Annotated in this window: 10 protein-coding genes; 1 reads left to right on the top strand and 9 read right to left on the bottom strand. The window is 54.7% G+C overall.

From position 1 onward, the window contains the following. Nucleotides 1–21: 21 nt before the first annotated feature. The 9 genes from SH573x_RS12345 to SH573x_RS12385 form a co-directional block, all read right to left on the bottom strand. Nucleotides 22–4,713: a coiled-coil domain-containing protein gene (locus SH573x_RS12345; RefSeq protein ID WP_479355432.1), complete on the bottom strand. Its 4,692-nt coding sequence runs from the start codon at nt 4,711–4,713 to the stop codon at nt 22–24. A 62-nt stretch (nt 4,714–4,775) separates the two neighbouring features. Beyond that, complete coding sequence (locus SH573x_RS12350) at nt 4,776–7,634, bottom strand: hypothetical protein (protein WP_479355434.1); 2,859 nt, start codon at nt 7,632–7,634, stop codon at nt 4,776–4,778. Between the two features lie 17 nt (nt 7,635–7,651). Next, nucleotides 7,652–9,931, bottom strand: coding sequence for a BatA domain-containing protein (locus tag SH573x_RS12355; protein ID WP_479355436.1), 2,280 nt, complete (start codon nt 9,929–9,931; stop codon nt 7,652–7,654). A 15-nt stretch (nt 9,932–9,946) separates the two neighbouring features. Then, nucleotides 9,947–10,825: a DUF58 domain-containing protein gene (locus tag SH573x_RS12360; protein WP_479355438.1), complete on the bottom strand. Its 879-nt coding sequence runs from the start codon at nt 10,823–10,825 to the stop codon at nt 9,947–9,949. A gap of 101 nt (nt 10,826–10,926) precedes the next feature. Beyond that, nucleotides 10,927–12,012: an AAA family ATPase gene (locus tag SH573x_RS12365; protein WP_479355440.1), complete on the bottom strand. Its 1,086-nt coding sequence runs from the start codon at nt 12,010–12,012 to the stop codon at nt 10,927–10,929. Between the two features lie 284 nt (nt 12,013–12,296). Next, nucleotides 12,297–13,997: an EF-hand domain-containing protein gene (locus tag SH573x_RS12370; protein ID WP_479355442.1), complete on the bottom strand. Its 1,701-nt coding sequence runs from the start codon at nt 13,995–13,997 to the stop codon at nt 12,297–12,299. A gap of 152 nt (nt 13,998–14,149) precedes the next feature. Beyond that, on the bottom strand, nt 14,150–15,484 hold the full coding sequence (locus tag SH573x_RS12375) for a DUF1501 domain-containing protein (RefSeq protein WP_479355444.1): 1,335 nt from the start codon (nt 15,482–15,484) through the stop codon (nt 14,150–14,152). Between the two features lie 129 nt (nt 15,485–15,613). Further along, a complete protein-coding gene (locus SH573x_RS12380) occupies nt 15,614–18,151 on the bottom strand; it encodes a DUF1549 and DUF1553 domain-containing protein (protein WP_479355446.1) in 2,538 nt (845 codons plus the stop codon). Nucleotides 18,152–18,291: 140 nt separating this feature from the next. Continuing rightward, nucleotides 18,292–18,933 (bottom strand): RNA polymerase sigma factor, encoded by a 642-nt coding sequence (locus tag SH573x_RS12385; RefSeq protein ID WP_479355448.1) that lies wholly within the window; start codon nt 18,931–18,933, stop codon nt 18,292–18,294. Between the two features lie 836 nt (nt 18,934–19,769). On the opposite strand from SH573x_RS12385, the gene SH573x_RS12390 reads away from it, so the two are divergent. Continuing rightward, nucleotides 19,770–23,087, top strand: a complete 3,318-nt coding sequence (locus SH573x_RS12390; protein ID WP_479355450.1) for a DUF1583 domain-containing protein — start codon at nt 19,770–19,772, stop codon at nt 23,085–23,087. Nucleotides 23,088–23,093 lie beyond the last annotated feature (6 nt).

Genomic DNA, 23,093 nt, shown 5'->3' on the forward strand with positions numbered 1-23,093 from the left:
ATCTGCGACTAATGCTTTGTATCAGCTGCCGCCTTTGAGCAAACGGATTCGGTCCTGGTACTGTTCAATCGCCTTTCGATAGTCCTCAGGAGGAGTCTTGCCGCCGACTTGTCCGAGGCCATCATCCAATGTCGACATCAGCTTGTTCCATTGATCGTCGGGAAGAGTCTCACCCTTCGCAAGGGCTTTCATCGCGGCTTTCGTCTGATCGGCCTCAACCATGCGTCGCCAGAGTTGTTCTGGGGACAGCTCATTCTTCATTTCTTCCTGTGCCTGTGCCAGGCGCTGAGCCATCTCCTGCATTTGGCGACGCTGGTGGTCCGTCGTGGCCGGATCCTTCATCCGTTCTTCCAATTGCTCCATGGATTTCTGCATCTGGTCCTTCAACATCTGTTGCATATCTTTAGATTCTGCGAGTTGCTTCTTTTCCTCTTCAGTCATCTCGCGAACATCCTGAGGCTTGTCATCAGGCTTTTGTTCTTTGCCGCCGTCGGCGTCCAACTGCTCCTTCATCATCTGCTGAGCCCGCATTCTCGCGGCCTCGCCTGACGTCCCCAGCATCATGTTTCCGTTTTGAGACCACTGCATCGTTTCCTGAAGAACGCGAATGTTACGAGGTCGATTAGGAATACCCAACCGCGCTTCGATGTCGGGTTCTCGCTCCAAACGTGCCAGGAATTCATCCAGTGTTGGATCTCGCAGATCGGCGATGTTGGGATCCTGCACTTCTTCCTTATCAAGCGACTCGATCGTCTTGCGGCGAAGCTGATCGAGGATCTTTCCAGCTTCTTCAAATCCCTTCAGAGCCAGTTCCTGCTGGGCGGCACCCGGTTCAATACGATCCCTTGCGAAGGCGAAGGTAGCGGACGCTTGATTGAACGTAACGGACTCCATCACTCGCAGCAGATCCTGAGTGAGATTCGCGATTTCCTGAGGCATCGGATTCTCATCATTGAATTCTCCTGCCAGGTCCGCTTCGATGTTCAGCATCTCCATTCTGAGCAGTTCCGTGGCGATCGAGATCTGTTCCTGATCCATGTTCGCCAGCCCAGAGTAACTCTTCTTTTCAATGGCAGCCGCTGTTTCGGTCCATGCATCGGCTTGATCCGCCAGAGATCGATTTTCGGCCGTTCGCAAACCAATGTAGTCCTCGACGCCTGCCTGTGTGCCTGATTCGAAATTCAATTGATCCAGCGATGCAGCGAGTTCCCCGATTCGATATACCAGATCGCTCGCGGCGAGACTCAACCGACTGGTCGGCGTGACTTCTCCACCCGCTTTGCGAAGCTCGCGAACTTCGAAGTCGCAGCGGCGCACGTCCAATGCAATCTGCTTCGCCAATGCAATTGTTCGCGCAGCCGTGCCCTGTGTTGCCTCCAGCACCAGCGGCATTTGCTTTTCAATGCGATCGGCAAACTGTTGAGCCTCCTTGGCAAGTTCTTTTGGCAGATCGAGTCGCAGATCAGAGACCTGCAGCCAATAGTTCTCGCGTTGATTCTCAGACACACTCAACCAGCCCAAAACTTCCTGCGCCGACTGATCCTGTCGGGCGGCCAGTTCCGCCAGTTGACTTCGCAGCGAAGCGCGGCGGCGTTTGATGAGATCAAGATAACGAGAGCGAAGTCGTGGATCATCGCCAAGGATTTTTGCCAGTTCCGACATCATGTCGCGACGCATGCGAGTGACTTCTGCCAGTCGATCCAGGTACGCCTGATCGACTTCGACAACCTCCATCTCACGCTGCAGTTTCAATGGGTCGAAATTCTGAGCCGCTTCGCGCATCAACCGCTGCGAGCCTTCAACGTACACGGTGTACATCTTGATAGCTTCGTCGATCTTCTTGGCGAGTTCCTGCTCCTGTTTGACCCTGTCATACTTTCGCAGCAGCGCCAGCAGAAGCTCCCGCGCGCTGACCACGTGGTGCAGAGCTTCCTCAGCATGCACGTCGGCTCCGGAGTCCGGTTTGCGAATCGCCACGAAGACGGCATCTCTCGCCGGCGTGACATGATTGGCACTGATGTCGACCATCTGCAGGCCGACAAATTCGAATGCGCTGTCCTGCGTTTCGACACTGAGCTCTGTGACGAACGCTTCGACGTCGCCAAGATTGACATCCAGTTCCTTGAAGCCGTCGCCTCGCAGGCTTTCATCGACCTGATGCCGGTAGAGGGCGTTCAGTTTGCCTTCGATCACTTCCAGCATCTTGTCGATCTGGACGACCTTGGCACGGACGGGGTTTTCGAGTTGCTTCTGATCGTCAGGTCGTATCACCAGTGCATCGAGGCGTCCTGTGATTTTCAGCTTGCGACGATCCGTTTCCTGCTGCTGGCCAGCATCGGATCGCTGTGCTCGCATTTGGACTTTAGACGAAGGCATCACGATTGAGTTGACGATTTCCGTGTTTGGCTTTTTCTCATTCGGCTGGTTGTTGTTTGGCTTGTCATCGTTGGGTTTTCCAGGCTCCGGCTTGATGGCATTGTCTGAACCGCCGCCGTTGGTGTTGGCATTCTTTGCGTTGTTGTTGGCATTGTTGTTTGCGTTGCTATTGGGGTTGTTATTCGCATTGGCTGGTGCGTCGGATTTCAAGTTTGAAGTTTTAGATTCTGCATTTGCAGCGGCGTCTGCGAGCGGCATGTCGCTAGCCGATGGTTTCGATGTGGGTTCTTTCGCAGATGCCTCCTCTGGTTCTCTGGAACTGACAGCTTTCTCGTGGTCAGCAAGATTTTTTGGATGTGCCGAATCGTTACCCGAATCTTTATTCTGAGGATCGCCGTCGGCGTCGGAACTGGCGGCGTTTCTAGGGACGCCATTACTTTCGTCAGGAAATTCACGGGCCGCTGGCGCATTGCCGCTCTGACGGACTCGGCTATCGTTGAGCATTTGTGCGTATTGATCGGCAGATGGTTGTTGATCACCGGCGTTGGCGATCGGAGCTTTGGCATCGGTGGCTTTGGCATCGGTGGCTTTCTCGACGATGTCACTGGCGTCGCCGTTCTTCGATTTGTCGTCGCCAATTTCCGCAGCAGTCCCCTCTGTGGACTTTTCGTGGCCTTGTGGTTGTTCGTTTGCCTGAGCTTCCGATGAGGCCATCAGTCGATTGCGAGCGCTCTCTGGATCCATTTCCAGGATGCGGTTATCAGTGACTCGAACGGCGTAGCTGATGCTCTTGCCTTCTTCCAGGCCAAGCTCTTTCAGATTCAGCTCTGTCTTGCCCAGGACGTGCTTCTGAAACTGCTGATCACCGAGCGAGATCTGCTTAACGGCCAGGATCTTCGGCTCCTCACCTTGTTTCGTTTCGGTGTCGTATACCACCAATTCCGCCGAAGTGATTCCGTGATCGTCGTGCGCTTCGAATTTGATCTCGATGGTCTCATCCGGGCTGGCGGCCGACTCTTCGTTCGGACTGATGATTCTTGCCACCGGAGCCTTGTCTTCGATCACTTCAATGCGACACACACGAGGATTCTCATTGGTCAATCCATGAGTACTCACCAGCATCGGCGACAGGCTGAAGTTTTCCGTCAGCTCGGTTTCGAAATGATACCAGCCGTCGTCGCCACAAGTTAGAAGCATTGACCGCTGAACGGTTTTGAGATCTGCAGTGGTGTCTGTCTCCGTGTTGCCAGTGGCCTTCGTATCGGCAACTGTAGAATCGCCTTCAACGACTGGCGCGGGCAAAGTGAGCAGCAAGGTCAGGGTCTTCAGCTGCTGGGCGGGTTTCATCGCCAATTCAAACTGACTACCCTGAACTGCGCGGACGCGGCCGGGGATGAGTGTCTTCTCAGTTGCAGGCTCATCGACATACTCGGGTGGAGTGACCGTGAGCCGAATGTCGGACAGTGTTGGAAAATCGATTGCTGTGACAGAATGCCATTCCGTTCGACCGTCGCCGGCCTGAACGCGATACTTGAAAGATTCGTCAACGTCGACGGCCACACTGAGCAATCCGGGTTGATCGGCGACTGGCTTGAGTTCAATCTCGTCGGAATCAGTGATCTGCTTCTCCATGGTCATGGCCATCATCGCTGATGACCTCTGTAATCCGCTCATGCGAGTTACGATCTCAATGCTCTGACCGCGAGGTACGACGATATCTCCTGTCACAGATTCCAGCTGAGTTGCAGAAATGTTGAGAGTCGGAAACCAGAATCGCTGCAACAACATCGACGTCTGCGGCAAGTTGATGAGCATAAATCCGATCAATGCCGTAGACGCGATCACCAAACCGATGGCTGGCCGTCGCAGATTGACGCTTTGAACCACCTGACCGGGTTTCACAAGCGTGTTCATCGCAACAGCTTCGCTGGTAACCAGCTGCAGCATGGCTTTCGCGATAGCGCTGGTCGGCTGATGTCGCGATTCTGCAAAGCTCGCGACGGTTCGCCAGCGTTCCTGCAGGACAGGAATGCGTGCGTCAACGCACCCGGCAGCCCGAGTCCATCCGAAGGCGGCAATGATTGGCCGCATTCCAGTGATCAACAATGTCGCCATGCCAAGCAGTATCGTGGATGTCGTCAGCAGGATTCTCATTCGAGTATCAAACAGCGTGATAGCCCAGTCGATGATCATCGACACGATCATCCCCGCCAACAGCACCGCAGCGCCGATCGCGATAGCCCGCGCCGCCGATAACCCCGCCTGCCGCCAGCGAACGCTGCGCAGTTTTTCCCGCATGACGGATGGAAAGACGCTGTCGTGAGTCAGTTGTGACATGATTGATGATTCCAGTTCTCTACCGTACACCTGTTGCTACGCCAGCGGAGCGTCGGACTACACTACGACAAACCTTTTACTTTTCGAAAAATCCATTCCGCCTGCAAGCATCCGAACACAATCCACAAGTACTTCCACTGCAACCACAGAGGCTTAGACTCCAACTTCTGAGCCACCTCAGGTTCCAGATTTGTCAGCCTTAAAATTTCTTCCACGGCCGTTGGCGGAATCACCTGACCGCCGGTGATATCAGCAATCTGCTGAGCCAGCGCACGATTGCAGCGAGTGTCCAGAAATTCGACGGGTAGATCGGCCTGCACGCTGAAGTGTGCCGTGACAGTTTGCTGTTCGGTCGTCTGCAGCAGTTGACTCAGCAATTGTCCGGTGGGCTCGACCTGATAGTCCCCCGGAGGCAACGACTTGAACTCACCGTTGTATTGTCCGGGAATCAAATCATCGGCCACCAACGGCGCGGAATGCTCCTGATCGCCTTGACGAGCGATCGCCTGCATTTCGTCCGACGACACAACGGGCTTGCCCGAACTGTCCGTGAGTCGTACGAGGACCTGAATCGATTCGTTCGAGTTGTACTGAGCCTTGTCAGCCCGAATTCTGACCATTTCTGTTCCCGACGACAGATCCGATGCCAAAGCCCAGCGAAGCATCTGGCCCCAAAATCGATAGTGCAATCGGTCGCCTCGAAGGAACCGCAAGCGAAACGTTTCTGGCCCCGCCAGATAGACGACTCGACCACGACCTACTGGCTGCCAACAGAGAAACGCACTGGTCTTCGCAGCGTGATCTTTGTCCAATGTCCCTTTCGGAACGGCCGAAATCAGCGTCGTTGCCGATGGACGAGGTAGCCGCCAGGGCGACACTTCGTGCAGCGGTGCGAACTGATTAATGAAATCCCACGCGACGTTGGTCGCTTCTTCCGTTTCTCCGATCATTAACGCATTGTGCGACTGACCGGCATCCGTGACATGGAACGAATACCCGCTTCCATCGCTCGCTGCGGCTCCGGCTTCCAGATGAGTTACCGGCAGCACACTGGCGAGCGGCGACTGAGCGAAAGCGGCTGGCATCGATTCTTTACCTGCGATCAGAATCACCGTGCCGCCGCGTTCCTGCATGTATTCGACCATGGATTCCTGAGCCGCCAGCGGGAGATGTTCAGCCGTCAAATCGCCAAGGATCACCACGTCGTATTCGTCCCATCCATCCACAGTGACCGGGAATGTGCCCGAAGTACTTCGCTTGCCGGTTGCAATCGCTCGAGGATGAAACAGCATTTCGTCCAGTTCAACTTTTGGATCACGGCGGAACAATTGAGCCAAGTAGCGATACTCCCAGCGAGGCATCTCGTCGGCGAGCAGCAGCTTGATTTCACTGCGCGTTACGTTGACTTCGAAGTCGTCGACGTTGTTCTGTTCGGTCAACTCTTTGGCAATGCCGCTGACAGAAATTTGAAATCGCTGAACTCCGACGTCCGACATTTTCTGGTCGAAACGAACTCGGCGAGTCGCAAATCCGGAATCCAAACGCACCGCTGTGCTGTCGATCACATTTCCATCTTGCAGCAACTGAACGACGCAGGTTTCACCTTCGCATTCGTAGGCCTGAATGACGGCTTCAATCACGATGTCGTCGTTACGCATGGCCACCGCGGGGCAAAAAACCGATTGCACCAGGATGTCTCGCACGTACTGCGTATTACCGATCGGAATCACGTATACAGGAGTTCCGCCCAGATCTGCCGCAACGTCACGGGGATTGGCAACGCCTGATTTGTTATGGGAAACGTCGGTCAAGATGAATGCGGCCGCCAGCGGTTGATCGCGACGATCGCGACTGAGTTGTTCGAGCACAGACGAAATGTTTGTCCCGAATTTGGCTGCCATCTCCCGCTGCTGGTCGGTATCTTTGTCGGCCGCAGGCAGCAAGTTCTGGATAGCACTGGTGACCGTTGTCTGAGCGCTGAGTACTGACGATGATTGATCGAATGTACTGACTCGAACGTCGGCCTGCTCCCGCACAGTTGGCAACGCCGTTGTGCTGAGCGCATCCAAAAACCCGGCTGCGCGCGTCATCCGGGCAGAACCCTGGATGGCGGTCATCAGCGACGCTTGATTGTTCTGAATTGAAGGTGTTTCCAGCAAAGCCACATCGCGAGCGAGTTCACTTAACTGCTGGCGAATTCCGACGAGTCGATTCTGTAAATCAGGGAGACTCTCACGCCAGCCTTTTTCCGGCGGCGTGCGTCCCTTCTTTAATGCATCGCACAGTTCACTGAAAGCGATGAATTCTGAACCTTCCAGTTCCTTGACTAGATTTCTTGCAATGACTTTCGCGGATACACCTGTCTTGTCAGCTCCCGCTGTTTTCAGCGCTTCAGATAACAGTTTCAGATGAGTCAAAACACTGCGAATGGCTTCCCTGGCCGCCGCTGTTGATTCGACCACCAGACTTTCACGCTGATGCTGTACAAGCGCCTGGGAAGCCTTTTGCAGATGCTTCTCCGCAATACCGGCGGCCGCGTGTGCCTGATCGGCTGCTCGCGTAGAGCTGAATAACTCATTCTGTCCCTGTGAGATCGCCCAGCGCAGGTCATCGGCCGTGCCTTCAGGATCCACGGTTTGCATACTGCCGCTGACATCCATTAGAAAAGCGACCGATTTACGCGTCGTTGAAACTTCAACCAGCACACGAGTCGGATCCATTAACATCCAGATCGCAACACCCAGTGCCGTCGCGCGAAGAACCCAGAACAGCACTGTGAATCGAGTTCCCAGGATCAGTCGTTCACGAGTCAGCGACCATGTAAACAACCCCAGCAACACCAGCGCAATCCCAATCGCCACGGGTAATCCCACCGGGCCATCGAGGGCAACGTGTTCCAGATTGTTGGTTGTGGTTGGCATAGTTGTGTTCTGTCGCACTACACGCGACTAGCCCCTTGCGGCTCGCGAGTTGCGATCTTCTTTTCAAACACCACCGGCATCGCCAAACCGGGATCGCCAATTCGTTCCGATGTCTCCGAGATCGCGGCCGTGCCGAAGCGTTCGCGGGAAATCATTCCAGAGAGAATTAATTCGATACTCATGAACGCGATTAACATCATCAACAGCATCGGCCAGACCGGATCGCTCTGACTAGTGCTGCTCAGATTGGAATTCAACAACCTGCTGCTCAGTCCAGCCGTATCGGCGAGAAGCTTGTGATCTTCTTCCGAGAGACCTGCAAGATTCGATTCCTTCGGATTTCGCTGTACATGAAACGGGATTGAATCGCCAGACAGTCCCAATTGCAGCGTGTAATCCCCGGGCAAAATTGTGCGGCTCGAACGAAAGACCACGCCATCCGGAACCGTGTCGGCCGTGAGTTCGATCTGGTCACCGTGAGGTGTTTTGAGAAACGCGTCGCGGTTATCTGTCTCCGCAAGATGCACGGAAATGGGATCACCGGGTGAAAGATTATGCCGGGTCGCCTGAGGCTGAGTCAGATAGGCGACCCAGTCCTGAACCATCACAACGAACGCCTGAGCCTTCGCCAGCTCGCTCCAGTCGCGCATCGTCAACGGAATGCCCAGCACGATCACACGACCCTGACCAACGTACTTTTCCACCGCCAGCGATTCACCGTTGGTCAAACTCAGCAAAGCCGAAACGTCTTCATCGCGTGGAGGCGGCACAAAACGAAATCGTCGACGAACTCGAATGTCGTTCGTATCCAGTTTTTCGTGGTCCGCCAATCCAATTGTCGCTGGATGCTCTCGCAACGCTGCACTGATCTTCGGGGCAGAGTCGGAATTTTGTTCGGCAACGATTCCGTCAATGGCAAGTGGTGACAACCCGTCCCCATGAGCGAACACATATTGATTGAACATCTCGATGTCAGCTCGCGGTCCAAGAGCGATCCAAACACCGCCGCCGTTGGATGCGAACGCTTTCAGCTCGGCAACCGACCGCTCAGAGATCGCAGTGAAATTCGGAATAATAACAGCTCGATATCCGGCAAGACTCATGCCCTCTAGTTCATCGGGGCTGACGGTGACCGGTCGATAGACGGTGTGAGCTTCCATCGCCTCGCCGTTAATCCATCCCATCGCCGCCTGAAGGAAGAAAGCATCCTGCTGAAGCTCCGCTTGTCCGGCCGCCCCTTCGACCACAAGCACCGGAACTTCTTCGATGACTTCAATCACCACCGTCGCGCGGTTGTCCGGGGCAAGGTTGTCATCCGACTTGAGCTGACATGACAACGAATAAACACCTGGCTTGGAAAACGAATGTCGCCAAACGGCTTCATGAGTGTTGCCGCCGGTCAATGAGGGAACTTCCGCCGTCTGCTGTTCATGAGTTCCCACCTGCCATGAGACCGTGCATCCCGGAGAATCAACGGCCGAATGATTCTGAATCTGCGCTGTGACCGTAAACGTCTGATCGATACCCGTTACCAGCCGATTCGATCGCAAAGTGTTCACGGCGATGTTCGTCGACTTCAATGTTTTCGCATCCAGCTCAATCACTTCCAGTTGAGTCGGAATGGCTGCCGACTTGAGCACTTCCTGAAACCGTTGCCAGCCGCTGATATCCGCTGTTTTCCAATCCGCAGCCTGGCCATCGGTGAGAAGCACGATTCGACGCTTCTCGGTCTTTTGTTCGGAGTCCACCTGCACGGCGGTAAACATCGCCGCCAGCAGATCGCTACTACCGTTGGTCGGACGAACCTCATCGAGTTGCTCGGCAATCATCCCTCGCGAGCCCGAGTCGACTCGCAGTTCTCCAGCGGTCGCCCACACCGGATACGGTGAAGCGAGCAGGATGCGGACGGTGTCGCCGGAAGGCACTGCGTTCAACTCGCTCTTCGCACGTTCAATCAGCTTTACAAAGAGAGTCGAGTTTTCCGATTCGCGCAGCGTGGACATCGAATTGTCGATGACGAATACCGTTTCGCCTCGTGCACTGTTTCCAAACCAATTTCCCGGCAGTTTTGGTCTCGCGAGAGCCAGCACCAGCGCGGCGATCGCCAGAAATCGCAGAGCTAGCAGCAGCCACTGTTTGAGCTTTCGAGCACTCGTCCGGCGCGTGGCGGCATCGAGCAGAAACTCCATCGCTCCCCATTCGATCGTGACATTACGTCGCCGATCAAACAGATGCAACAGAATCGGTGCCAACGCCAATGGCAAAGCGATCAGAAATGTGATACTCAGAAAACCCACGTTCTTGCTTGGTCCTTAAGTTCTTGCCGCACGTTGTCTCAAAAACCAACCCAACGTTTCCGCCAGATCCTTGTTCGTAGTCATCCTCACATAATCGCCGCCGAGGCCTGTGACGATGTTCTCCAGTTTCTCCACGAAGGCTCGCACGCGCTTTAGGTATTCATCTCGAATGGCTGCTGGGTCAAGATTCATTCGATGTCCAGCCACTTCCAGCGACTGAAACGACGACCAGTGTCGGAAGTCGAAATGGATTTCCTCCGGCGCGAGCACATGCATCACCACCACGTCATGACCTCGAGCCCGGACGATGCGGAGCGACGTCGAAAGTTCATCAAGGTCGCCGAAGCAGTCCGAGAAAAGCACGAACAGGCCTCGTCGACGCATTCGCGGCACCATCGCTCGGATCTGAGTCGCCAGAGAACCGCCACTGGACGGCTTCGCTGCGGAGAGAGTCGAGAGGATCGCCTGCAAATGGGCAGCGTTCTGTTTTGGTGGCAGAAACATCGGAGTTTGCTCGTTCAGAATCGCCGTGCCGACGGCATCTCGCTGTCGCAGCAACATCCGCGAAATGCACGCTGCCGCCCGGCAAGCGTAATCAAGTTTGCTGACCGTCGATAAACCGAACTTCATCGACCCACTGGTATCGAGCGCCATCACCGCGTGGAGATTTGTTTCTTCTTCAAACTGCTTGATGAAGTACCTATCGTTGCGAGCGAACACCTGCCAATCAATCTGGCGAATCTCGTCACCTGGAGCATACTGGCGATGCTGAGAAAACTCACAGCATCCGCCCTTTGTCGTCGATCGATGCTTGCCTGCCAGCAGACCATCAACAACCGTTCGCGACAGCATTTCCAGATATCCGATTTGTTCCATCACTTTCGGATCGATCAATTCCGAAGCGTAACCTACCGCAGCGCCCGGAGCGGGCGTCGGAGGATTCGGTTTTGATCGAAAGAAGCGGAACATTAGATTGACCTCTTACACTTTGCGGCTCAGGCTGTCTGCAACGACTTTGTATTCTCCAGAATTCTGTTCAACACTGAATCCGCATCGATCCCGGCGGCTTCAGCGTTAAACGTCAGAATCACTCGATGCCTCAACACGGGCAATGCGACCGCAGTCAGGTCAGCCGTAGTTGCATGACAGCGACGATTCAATAAAGCGCGAGCCTTCGCGGCCAGCAGCAGGGCGATCGTGGCACGCGGGCCCGCTCCCCATTGGACGAGACTCTGAAGATCAGTCGCCATGGAACCTTCGTCGGGCCGAGTCCCTCGCACCAAATCCAGGGCTGCTTCGTAGACGTGATCTGCGACAACCACATTGCGAACCAGTGACTGCATGGAGTGCATGTGGTCGATATCGATGACGGTCTTCGTCTTGAAGCTGTAGTCGGTTGTCTGGCGACGAGCGATCTCTAGTTCCTCTGCGCGAGAAGGATACTGCACGTGGATCTTCAGCAGGAATCTATCGAGCTGAGCTTCCGGCAGTGGATACGTTCCTTCGGTCTCCACAGGATTCTGCGTCGCCAGAACAAAGAATGGATCCGGCAGCTTGTACGTCTTTCCACAAACCGTTAACTGACGTTCCTGCATCGCTTCCAGCAGAGCGCTTTGAGTCTTTGGAGGCGTGCGGTTGATTTCATCAGCCAGAATTACGTTGCCGAACAGCGGGCCTTCGATGAACTGGAACACTCGCTTGCCGGTTGTGTGATCTTCCTGCAAAACCTCGGTACCCGTGATGTCGCCTGGCATCAGGTCAGGAGTAAACTGGACTCGCCGAAACGACAAATCGATCAGCGAGGCCATGGCCGACACGAGCATCGTCTTCGCAAGTCCCGGCATCCCCTGAAGAATACAGTGACCTTTGCACAGCATCGCGATCAGCAGTTGCTCGGCGACTTCATCCTGGCCGACAATCACGCCGGCCAACTGTCGTCGCAGTTCAAGAAACTGCTCGTGCATAGCGTCGACCGCTTCCGCAATATCTTTGGATGTTTCCATGATCGGAGTCTTCGCGTGCCCGTTGTCACTGTTTGTGCGAATTCGGTCGGTTGCCAGGTGAGAGTCGATTCGGTTCATATTCATTTCTCCCATAATGTGAGCCGCAAGGCACCAGCCGCGGGTTATTCTTTTGTGTCAGCATAACTCAGGGCTGTTTTGTTTAACCCTTGGCCGCAGGCTAGGCGAACCCGCTAACTAGGTTCGCCTTTAGCTGAACGTCGGTATTCGTGGAAAAGTCTTAGCGCAATTGCATTTATAGGTAACTGGATACAAACACCTCCGGCTTCCTAGCCTGCGGCCACGGGTTAAACAAAACAGCCCTGCGCGAGTTTATGAACAATCCTTAAGTCCACGCCATTCGGCTAGCGCCCATTAGGTCTTTTGTTGGCTTCACTGGAACTAATCAATTCATCATTATCACTGTCGAGCTCTTTAAACTGTTCGTCCGTGCCAGGGAACTCCTGGCGAGTTAAGTCGCTGTCCTTGTTCTTGTCCATTTCAGTGAACCAATCCGGCCCGGGTTCCTGAGCTGCCGAGTTTTGCAAGTTGACTTCTCGCAGCAATGCCAGCGGTTGATGGGCGGTTGGTCCCAGGCCGATGCAAACTCGGAATGTCGGACGAGTCTCGTTTGATCCAATCTGTCCGTCAGAATTTTGATCGAAGGCTGCCAGGCGTTCGTTCAACTGCCGCAGTTCGCGGATTGAAAATCGACCGTCGGCATTCGGATCGATTTCCTGAAGCATTGCGTAACCGTCATTAACTGCACCAATCGAGATCTGATCGCTGCTCGTGCCTTGTGCAGCTAGAAACTCAAGATTGAATGACGGAAAGGTGAGTGTCAGGCTGGACGGGTTCTTCTTCACACCATCTTTCAGCCCCGCAAGTTCATCGCTGAAACCCTCGATGGTCAGTCGAGATGCTTCCGGCTGGCTCGTCATGAGCTCAAGTTTCAATCGAATGTCAGCCGGACGTTCCAGTAGCTGCTTGAGTTCCTCCGGAATCAATACACCATCATTGTTCGGATCGAACTGCGGCAACATTGGCGACTTCGCATCAGGAGCCGCATAGTGAGTCGCCAGTCGTCGCAGAAACGCTGTCGCGTTAGCATCGTTGGGGAGCCGGAAGACGAGCTTGCCAGTAGATGCAGTGGGCTGGTCACGAGCATCGTTGGCGACCTGAGCCAACTCTGTTGCATCAACCATGTCGTCGCGATTGAGATCACATTCCCGAAATGCCGCGACGGCCTTTGTCAATTCATTTGCAGAGACGAGGCCATCGCGATCTCGATCAAGAACCCTAAAGACAGGCTGTTGACCTGCTCGGAAACGCTGAAAGTTTTCGTTCACGAACAACAGTAACGGACCATCCACCCAGTTGGTCAACAACCACCGAACTTCATCCGCAGTGGGCGCTGCGTTCGTAGCTGAAGTGTAGCGCTCGATGCGTTCGTAAATCGTGGCCGGAGCCGCGTATTTGGGAGTCGCCCGTTCGGAAGTCGCAGGAACGGCAGGCTCGACCGCTTCTTCTGACTTTGACTCTGGTGTTGGGTCTTCAGCTTTCTCTTCCTGAGTCGCTTTCTCGGGAGCCGGCGTTGTGTCGTCGCCTTTTATCAAGTTGAGCACCGAATCAAGAAGTCCAGGTTTGTTCTTCGCAGTTGCTGCGGCCTGCACTTCCGCCGCCTGCTTTGCAGCTTGGGCGTTGAACGCCGCGGGATCGGCGAGGTACCGCATGATCTTCTGCACACGTTCTTCGCGAGCCTGTCGAAACGGCTTGCCATCAATGAAAATGGCTGCTTCTATCAACAGCGGTTTCTCCGGCAACGCAAGCACAAATCGCACATGTGGCGAAGCAGGACCACCTGGGTCGCCGAGGTCTTTGTGATGCAATTGATATTGCGGCATTCGTGCGGCTGGAGTCGCCGGAGGTGCCTCTTCACGAGCAACCATTCCGGGAGCCATGGCTGAGGCTGGGGCAGGGGCGCTGAGAATTCGCACGGGAACGGTCAGACCGTTTTCGTCCGCATGACCCGCTGCAAATGTCGTGATTGAAAGCAGGCCTGTCATCGCCAGATGCGTCAATGGCCGGAAAGCCGAGGCGCATCGTTGCAGGAAGGTCGATCTGGAGCGGGAACTTTGCATAGGTATGTCTGATGGATCTGCGAGATCGTTTCATGTGAACCGCATGGCACTCTTGCGGCTCAGAGCCGTTGAGAAAATTACGCCAATACAGCTTTTGCGGCCACGCCTTCTGTGATGCGAATTGGTCGGCCGTTGTCATCGATCTGAGTGGCTTTCTCTTCCAGACCTACGGCTGCGCACAATGTTGCCAGCAGATCTTCGGCGCTAATTAGTCCGTCTTCCACGGCCAAGCCGCTGTCGCTGGTTCGACCGTAGGCTTGACCACCCGCGATGCCCGCTCCAGCAAGTACGGCAGACCAAGCCGCCGGGAAATGATCACGTCCGATGGTGTTATTGATTTGCGGCGTCCGGCCAAACTCGCCCATCCAGAGAATCGTGGTGGACTCAAGCAGGCCGCGATCGGAAAGATCTTTCATCAATGTCGCCCAGCCATTATCGAGATCCGTGGACAGAGCTTTGACTGCGTTGAAGTTGTCTGTATGAGTATCCCAGCCCGCCCCACCGCTGCTGGTGCCCAGCGAAACTTCTACAAACGAGACGCCTTGTTCGATCAATCGGCGAGCCAGCAAACAGCCCTGACCGAAGACATTTCGACCGTAGGCTTCACGCAGCTGTGTCGGTTCTTTTGACAGATCAAAGGCCTCGGCATCCTTGCTGTTCATCAGCCTTACGGCGCTTTCGTAAATTGTATTATGCGTCTTCGCAGCCCCGGCCTGATGTTCGGCGAGAAATCCCGACTGCAGGTTCTTCCACATGTCGAGTCGCTTCTCCATTCGCACATCCGTTATGCTCTGGGGACGACTCATTCCCTGGACTCGAAGTTGAGGAAATCCGTCTCCGCCAGTCGTCATCGCGCTGGCCACGTCCGACGCACCAACAATCAGAGGCTGCATTTTCGGTCCTAGAAAACCAGCACCGAATGCGTCCTCGTTGAACGTTCGAAATGCTCCGATGCTGACACATCCCGGCAGGCCAAACTCGGACGATCCCAGTTGATTGGCGATGGAGCTACCGATACTCGGATATCGAACCGGCCCCATGGGTGCATAGCCAGTTCTCATGTAATAGGTGCCTCGTCCGTGGTCGCCTTCACGCGTCGACAGACCTCGCAGCACGGCCAGATGGTCGGACATTGCGGCCAGTTTCGGCAAATGTTCACTGAACCTGAGTCCGGGCGATGCCGTCTGGATTTCTTTGAACTCACCGCCGTTGGCATGGCCCGGCTTCAAGTCCCAAGTATCCATTTGAGACGGTCCGCCGCTCATCCAAAGCAGGATAACATGGCGAGATTTCTTCTTGGCCTCGGCTAGTTGCTGCTGAGCGAACAGCGGAAACCACCCACTGGCACTGACGCCGGCAACGCTGGCTGCAAGTGAGGAGATCCATCTTCTACGGGACAGGATTGGATTCATGTGAGTTCCTCTACTAAAGTTCGTTCCGTATGATCTCGTGGGCCCTAATGTAAAGCTGCTGTCCTCAGCAGCTCGAGGGCAGCCAAGCCATTCCCTACCGACCGAATGGCCGCAAGGAGTGTAATGAGGTCAATGATTCATTGTAAATTCAGCACTGTTCAACAGTGCCCAGAGCACATCCGACAAGGCCTCACGGAGTTCATTGCCAGACAGGTCCTCCGTGACGTACTGGTTCAATAGTTCCCTTTCAGAAGGCTTCGGCTGACGAGACAATGTTGCGAAGTACAGGATCTCAATTCGCTGATCTTGCGTGAAGAAGGGAGCCTGCAGGGACTTCAACAAGCCGCTGGATGCGAGCCCTGTTGCGCTGTCGATCAGCGTTCCATTCATCAACGTCAACGCCTGAGGAATTCCACCCTGATACTCGGTTGCACGACCAGAGGGCGTTCTGAAGTCACGCAGGAATTCGTCTCGCGATACGTTACCGAATCGAGTCACCAGGCCCGTCATGTCAGTCGTCTGAGTCGAACTGGGCATCGTGGCGACGGTGATGCAGTCATACACCTGTTCAGCCGTCAGCATCTTCACATTCATCTGAGCAAACCAAGCCTGGCGCTCTACATTGGCGTCTTCGGCACCGCTGGATAGACGGTAGGCTTTTGACAACGCGACGACTCGGAACAGATCCTTCAGGTCGAACTTCGACTGGATGAAATTTCCCGCAAGCAGGTCAAGCAGTTCTGGCGACAACGGGGGATTGCCCACACCGAAATCATCCACGGGATTCACGATCCCCTTTCCAAACATCATCGACCAAACCCGATTGGCGGTTGCCCGAGCAAAGTAGGGATTGTCACTGCCAGTTAGCCAAGCTGTCAGCTTCTTCCGGCGAGCATTCGATTTCTCGTCGGTCAATACTTCGTCTGCATTCAGAAACTTAGGCGACACAGGAGTCGTGGACTCCGGCATCATCACTTCGCCACGATCCACGTCGCGAACCTGCATAACTGTTGAGACAGTTTCCAGCTTGCCACGAGGTCGAGAGATCCTAGCGAAGAAAGCCGCGTAGCCCCAAAAGTCTTCCTGAGTCCACGGTTCGAACGGATGATCATGACACTGAGCACATTCCAGCCGCATTCCGAGGAACACTCGAGCCGTTCGGCCCGCCAGCTGATCAGCTTCAAGCTTGGTCGCTGAGTAAAACAACAGCGGACCGGATTGAGCCAGACGGCCTTCTGCCAGCAAAAGACTCTGAACGGTTTTGTCGTACGGTTCGTTCTTCTGAAAGCGAGCCGCCAGCCACTTCTCGAAGGCTTCGACCCCGCCGAAGTTTGTCAGGTCGACTCCTTCTGGAAGCAGGAACGATCGAAACTTGGCCGCGAGATGGCTCGCATGGTCCGGGCTGTTCAGCAGTCGGTTGACCAGAGATTCGTATCTGTCCGGCGAAGTGTTTTTCAGATAGTCGCGAACCTCATTGACGCTCGGCGTGCGCCCTGCAAGATCCAGATAAACCCGACGAAGCAGTTCTTCGTCGGACGCCGGGCTCACAGGCTTCACATTGTTCTCTTCCCACAGCTTTGCCATCAGAAGATCAAGGTCCTGAACCGCGTTCCCGGTGACGCTTGGCCGAATTTGAACGGCTCGCCATTTGGTAGCATCACCCGGCAGCGGAGCACTTGCATGCGGATCTGTTGAAGCGCTGTCATCGACTTTAGGGGCAGCAACTTTAGGGTTAGTGACCGCTGCTAAGGTTGGTTCAGTAAGTTTCGGTGATTCGTTCGCAGTCAACTGCACTTCTTCGGCGGCAATCACCTCAGCAATCGGTAGGTCGTCGGGAAATACTGCAGCGACTCGGGCTGCAGGGACATCGTGGGAATAGGTCAGTGGGCGATAGCGAGCTTTGTTCACAACCGGCAACGTACGTTTACCTGTGACATCGGCATCTGTCACGTCTGCCAAGTCACAAGCCAGCGGAAGCTGAGTCTTTGGATCCAAGAGAATATGCAACACTGAATGCGAGCCGCCGGATTCACAGGAGACATTCAGTTGAATTCGCTCCTGCCCTTCGATGGTGACTTCTTCCCAGCCGCGGTCGACGATTGTAGTCGACTTACTCGAAAAGCCACCGCCTGAATCGCCCGCGATGAACGCGAACATCAGGCGATTCTGAGCCTCACTGCTCTCAAACGTCAACGACTCACGTTCGATCACGTTTCCGCCATGCTGCCGACGAAGGACCACCTTCTGATTCACATCGAGCAAAACGCAGGATTCCGAAGTCGATTCACTTACCAGCCCTTCAGACAACGACAACCATCGCGTTGCGTTATTCTGCTCAAACTGCACAATCCCTTGCTGGCCGAGCGCGCTTAGCATCGACGACCAGCGATACTCCGCGCCCGAACTGTTCATCACGGCCACGCAGAGGACGACTAGAGCCACAGTTGCAGCGATCGGACCGCGGACCCAGCGAGAGCTTAGAGTAAATGTGCGTTGTTGTTTGTTGATACGCACATTCGCCAGGCGAGGCGACTCGCCCCATTCCTTAAGGATACGCTGATCAAGCCGCTTCAGCACCGACCGCGGCACCGGAGGCGCATCGAAGGCGTCAGCGAACAGCTCTTCCAGCTCGCGGTCGTCCACAGACTCAGGTGATGAATTGTTCATATTGGAATCAACCATTGAAGCTGTACCAGGAAACTGCGTTCCGAAAAATCTGTTGTTCCATGAGCCGCACAGCGCTAGCTGAGGGCATTTTCGTTGTTGTTCAGGAGTTCATCTGCAACTAGCATCCGGCTCACCGCGTGTCATGAGATCACATCTGTTCGTTCTTCAACTCGGTCACGCGCTTCAATCCCAGGACGACAACCTTTGCAGTTTGTGTCGGCTGAGGAATTGTTTTGATCTTCCTTCATCAATATTCGCTGTCGAAACTCCTTTCGACCGCGAAACAGAATCGACTCGGCCGCCTTCTCTGTAACATCTAAACGATCGGCAATTTCCTTGACGCTCAACTTGTCGATGTACTTCCATTCCAGAGCCAACCGAGAATGTTCCGGCATGCGATCCAGCACTTGCCGAATTTCTTCTCGTCGCTCACGCTGCTCTTGCGCCTGCACCGCATCCTTTTCATCGTTAGCCAGAACTGATTGCTTAGCCTGATCGATCAAATGCTGCACTCGAGCCGCCGCTCGGAAATGGTCGGCGACCTTATGAGCCGCCACGGACCTGAGCCACGCGACCGGGTTGCCGATATCCAGTTCTGTATCCGAAACAGCTCGAATCAAAGCCAGAACCGATTCGCTGACAATATCCTCTGCCAGATGCAGATCGCCGTTCACCCGGAAGTAGACGAAGCGCCAAACCGAAGGCAGAAAGCAATCCGTCAGATGCTTCACTGCCGCCGGGTCGTGACGACGAAGTCCATCGACCAGTGCGGAATCGTTCAAAATGGCCTCATTTTCCGAATTCCCGAGTTAGCACCGGGTGTTCTTCGAGTTCTGCAACTAGGTCGCCCGCCCCACAGCTTTCACGCAGAAATTTTATCAGATTGGCAGTAACGATCGAAAAAGGGTGCATCGCGGAATTTTGTGGGTGCACCTGCTCTCCAAGGGACTTGTCCGGAATGGCGTGGAGTTAAGGATTGTTCATGAGCTCACGCAGGGCCGTTTTGTTTAACCCGTGGCCGAAGGCTAGGCAGCCGGAGGAGTTGATGTTGGCCTGCTTATGCGTGCGGATAGGCTGAGGTTTGTCCACAAATACCTGCGGTCGGCTAAAGGCAAGCCTGGTTAGCGGGTTCGCCTAGCCTGTGCGGCCACGGGTTAAACAAAACAGCCCTACATTATGCTCACACTTGGCTTAAGTCCACCGTCACGATGTCTCGCCCTGGGAACCAGCGACCAACTTAGAGTTTGCAGAGAAATTCTGCGTGAAATGCTATGCTCATGCGACTGATGAATCAGTCGCACTCAATTTGCACGTGCTGGAAAGCTGAGAATTTCCCAGTTATGCGTTCCAACGAAGGTTGTCGGTGAGACACGGTTGAAGACATGCCATTCCTAAAAGGACTCCTGACAGTGATGCATGCGCGGCAATTGGCTGTACTTCATTGCAGCATGTTCCTCATCGTAATGGGGCAGTTAACAACGACGATCGCTGCCGGGGACACGACCAGGTCATTGCAAAACCAAAGGCCGTGCCCTGGATTCAAAAAGGCGAGCGGAAGACGTCAAGCCGCTGATTGTGTGTGGTGACTCGTTGCCATGGGGACGGAAGAAAAAAACGCATGAATCGCAAGCACTGGACTCTACTTTTCGTTGCCATGGCAATGCAGTTCCCAACGTTCTTGGTCATGGCAGCGATGCCGCAGGAGGAGGGGACTAAACCGCTAGCTGGTGTGCGATCAGCACTCGGGGCGATCTTTGCAGATGAACACGTGGCCCAGGAAGCATTGCAGATTCATGACCGAGCGTTGAAGCTGAATGAAACGGCACGCTTTGAACTCTTGTCGGCATGGGTCTTGCCATCGCATGACCATCCAACGCTGAGGATGCAGTGTGAGTTCACTCAGACCTGTCCAGCTCCCATAGCTGATCGGTCTGGAGCTGCTCAGCCTGAGAAGTCTGGTTTGAACCGAGGACAATTCACAGGTGGAGATCTCGTCTCACCGGCGATGGATCTTGTCGAAGTCGCGACACGTTTGAATCAGTTGGATGAGATTCAATCAGTCGTTGATCGGTGGCAGGGGACGTCGCTCGAGGATAAGAAGGCTCGCGTCGTTTTTCGGCTTCTCATCGCGATTGCGCAGGAAGATTCTGGCGAGGCAGAACTTCAGATGCGTCAGATCCTCGCGATGGCAGGATCAGTACCCGGCTCGGCCTGGGAACGGCATACGGAAGCTGTCGCGGTCTGGGCAGGTGGCGATTTCGATTCGACACGTGAGCTGGCTCGCGAACTGGCGGTGCTGCTTCAACAGGATGTCTGGTCTGGAAAATTTCTACGCAGCGAACGCTGGAAGCGACAAGTTATCGCACGAAGATTTCTTCTGGATGAAGCGATTCATAACGGAAAGAAGTCCGTGAAAGAGGCTGCCGAGCAGCCGTCGCTGAAAACCTGGGTTCCAGTCAGTAGGATGACTTCGGAAACTCGAGGAGCTGGGTACCCGGTTCCGATCTGGAGTGCCACGCCTGGCGAAGCGCGACACGTGGCCGGGCATGACCATGACTATCTGTACTTGGCATCGCCGCTGGTGGGCGATTTTTCCGTTGAGGCGGATCTGACCACTTTTGAATACCGAGACATCCATCTGGGGCTCGGCAGCTATTGGGCAGGCTCCAGCTCAGAACGGAACAGTGTTGTTAACGCAAGCTTCCGTTATGACGGTGCCGCAATCCCGATTGATCCACCTCTGACACGCATGTTTGAATCGATGCGCGTCCGAATGATCGTTGATCAGGGAACGAGGACAACATTGACCAACGGACGAAACATCTACCAGCGTCAACACGGTGTGAAGGACGACCCATGGCTTTCGATTCACAGTTGGTGGCTCACAAACGGGGCTGTTAAGAATCTTCGAGTGCTGGGTGATCCCGTCATACCGGACGAAGTGAAACTGATTACGCCAGATCTTGCCGGTTGGGTAGCGTACTTCGACGAATCGGTCGGCTGGCAGGACGCAGATTGGTTTGCCAAAACGGTGCCTCGAACTCGCGGGGAAACTCCTGGCGATTCAATGGAACTGATCAGTCGTCATCGCCCAGATCGCGAAGGCACATTCAGTCAGAGCCTGATCCGATACCATCGCCCGATAACTGACGACGGCACGATCGAATTCGAATTTTTCTATCAGCCAGGAAAATCGCTGGTGCATCCGGCTCTGGATCGATTGTCTCTGATGCTAAATCCGGCAAGCGTCGATGTGCACTGGATTACCGACGGTCGTCACGATCGCACTTCACTTGGCCCTGATAATCTCTCTGCGGAACCACAACACCAGAAGCATGCAGGAGCCTTGCCATTCAAGCCTAACGCCTGGAACTCGCTGTTGCTGACTGTTCGAGGCAAAACTGTCGATGTGACGCTGAACGGCACGCTGGTGTTTTCGCGGGAACTCGAACCCACCAACCTGCGAACGTTCGGCTTGTTTCACTATGCCGACCAGACCGAAGCTCGAGTCCGCAATCTTCGCTGGCGCGGCGACTGGCCGAAGGTTCTGCCCGAGCCGTTGAAACAGGAACTGGCAACAAATGACATCGAAGAACTTGTTGGGGACGCAGTGGCTTTGCCGCTGGTATTCGAACATGATTTCCGCAACGGAGTGCCGTCGGGATTGTTTTCCGTCGTGGGTGACAAATGGGAAGAAAATCTCAAGCAGGTTGAGCATGGAATCCAGTTGAATCGGCCAGGCGGTGAATACGTGAATTATGCCATCGTTTCACCCGTTCTGCTCAGCGGGGACTTTGACATCACCACCAGCTTCGCAGACTTTGCTACTCAAACGGAGATCAAGGGCGGGGAGAGCAGTATCCAGCTTGCCGTGACTCTCGATGATGACCGATCGCGTGAGTGCTTCTTGTTTCGCAAAGTGTTTGGCGTTCCTCCTGGGGCTCGCGAGCAACTTGTTCAGGCTGCAATCTTCGAGAAGCGAGGTGGAGAAACACAATTCATCTTTTTCAGCAACCCGGCAGAAGAATCCACCTCTGGCCGCATGCGGCTTGTCCGACGCGGAAGCAAGCTGTCGTGTCTGTACGCCGAGAACGAATCGACGGAGTTTCGTCTGATTAATTCGGAGGCGGTTTCAGGTGCAGATGCAACGGTCAAACTTGTTGTCGGCCAGCACAAGGCGGGATTTGCCAGAGTCGTCTGGAAGAACCTCATTGTTCGCGCTCAGTCGGCGTTTGGAGGCACAGAAGTGGCCGTTAAGACCATCGTTGAGCTCGACAAGGAACGTGCCGCGTTGGTCGACGAACGTTTCTATAACTTCGGAAGCCTGAAGCCTGTTGCTGGAACAGGGGATCTCAAAGGGTTCACGGTGTGGAGCCATACGAGCGCGACCTATGCCAGAGACAAGCTTGGACTAACGATCACTGTCCCGGGCAGCGACAACTGGCAGGCAGCAGGACTGGTACCACGAGTGTCCATTGCCGGGGATTTTGACATTTCGCTCGAGCTTGACGTTCTGCACATGGAACCCTGCAAGAAGTTCGATGAGTCGGTGGTTCTGCTGCAGGCGGAGTTCAACGACGCGCGTAAATCCAACAGTGAAGTGAAATTTTCAATTCACAATGGCGGTGATACGAAAGCAGAGACTCAACAGCGCCGAATCCGCGGAGACGGCACATTCAACTACCAGGAAATCGTGTCGCGCCCAGCAGAGACTGCCAGCCTGCTTCGGCTGGCACGTCGTGGTGATGTGATCTACCAGATTTTCCGCGGCAAGCCAGACGCACCACCGGAAATTCTCGGTGCGATGAAGATGGGGACCGATCCAGTCCCGCTGGGAATGCTCCGGGCTCTGATTCACACAGGCGGCGAGAATCGAAAGTCCGTAATCCGGTTCAAAGCTATTCGCATTCGTGCCGAGCAAATCGTCGATGGCTGAACAGCA

Source organism: Rania fehmarnensis, assembly GCF_056494185.1.

Bases quoted from the DNA above. Each gene is read 5' to 3' on its own strand.
- SH573x_RS12345 (WP_479355432.1), bottom strand. From the start codon at position 4,713: ATGTCACAACTGACTCACGACAGCGTCTTTCCATCCGTCATGCGGGAA.
- SH573x_RS12350 (WP_479355434.1), bottom strand. From the start codon at position 7,634: ATGCCAACCACAACCAACAATCTGGAACACGTTGCCCTCGATGGCCCG.
- SH573x_RS12365 (WP_479355440.1), bottom strand. From the start codon at position 12,012: ATGAACCGAATCGACTCTCACCTGGCAACCGACCGAATTCGCACAAAC.
- SH573x_RS12370 (WP_479355442.1), bottom strand. From the start codon at position 13,997: ATGACAGGCCTGCTTTCAATCACGACATTTGCAGCGGGTCATGCGGAC.
- SH573x_RS12375 (WP_479355444.1), bottom strand. From the start codon at position 15,484: ATGAATCCAATCCTGTCCCGTAGAAGATGGATCTCCTCACTTGCAGCC.
- SH573x_RS12380 (WP_479355446.1), bottom strand. From the start codon at position 18,151: ATGAACAATTCATCACCTGAGTCTGTGGACGACCGCGAGCTGGAAGAG.
- SH573x_RS12390 (WP_479355450.1), top strand. From the start codon at position 19,770: ATGAATCGCAAGCACTGGACTCTACTTTTCGTTGCCATGGCAATGCAG.